Raw genomic sequence first — 478 nt, forward strand, 5'->3', positions numbered from 1 at the left:
GGTCGAGGACCGCCTGCCCATGGGCTCCATCCTGAACGCCTGCTGGTACTGGATCCGCAAACTGCAGGCGCGTTATGTCGCCGGCGACCATGCGGGCGCCCTGGAGGCCGCGTCCCGGGCAGAACCGCTGCTGCCGGCCGCGCACGGGTTCATCGAAGAGGGCGAGTACGTCTTCTATAGCGCGCTGGCCCGGGCCGGCCTGTGCACCGCCATGCCAGCCGACGACCGCCAGCCACATATGGACATCCTGGCCGCCCAGCAACGCGAACTCCGCATCTGGGCCGATCTCTGCCCGGAGAACTTTGCCGGCCATGCCGCGCTGGTGGCTGCCGAAATCGCCCGGCTCGAAGACCGTGTGGTGGACGCCGAACTTGGCTACGAGACCGCCATCCAGCTCGCGCAGGATGGCGGTTATGTGCACAATGAGGCGCTTGTCAACGAACTCGCGGCACGCTTCTATGCGGCGCGTGGTCTGGCG

The 478-nt window shown here is 67.6% G+C and carries 1 protein-coding gene; it reads left to right on the top strand.

Features of this window, described 5'->3' with window-relative positions; genetic code table 11:
* Nucleotides 1-478 (top strand): hypothetical protein (locus tag AB4Z50_RS36025; protein WP_441887291.1); only part of this gene is annotated, 478 nt, incomplete at both ends.

The organism is Paenibacillus sp. 2TAB26 (genome assembly GCF_052115145.1).
In the GTDB taxonomy this organism is placed as follows: domain Bacteria; phylum Bacillota; class Bacilli; order Paenibacillales; family Paenibacillaceae; genus Pristimantibacillus.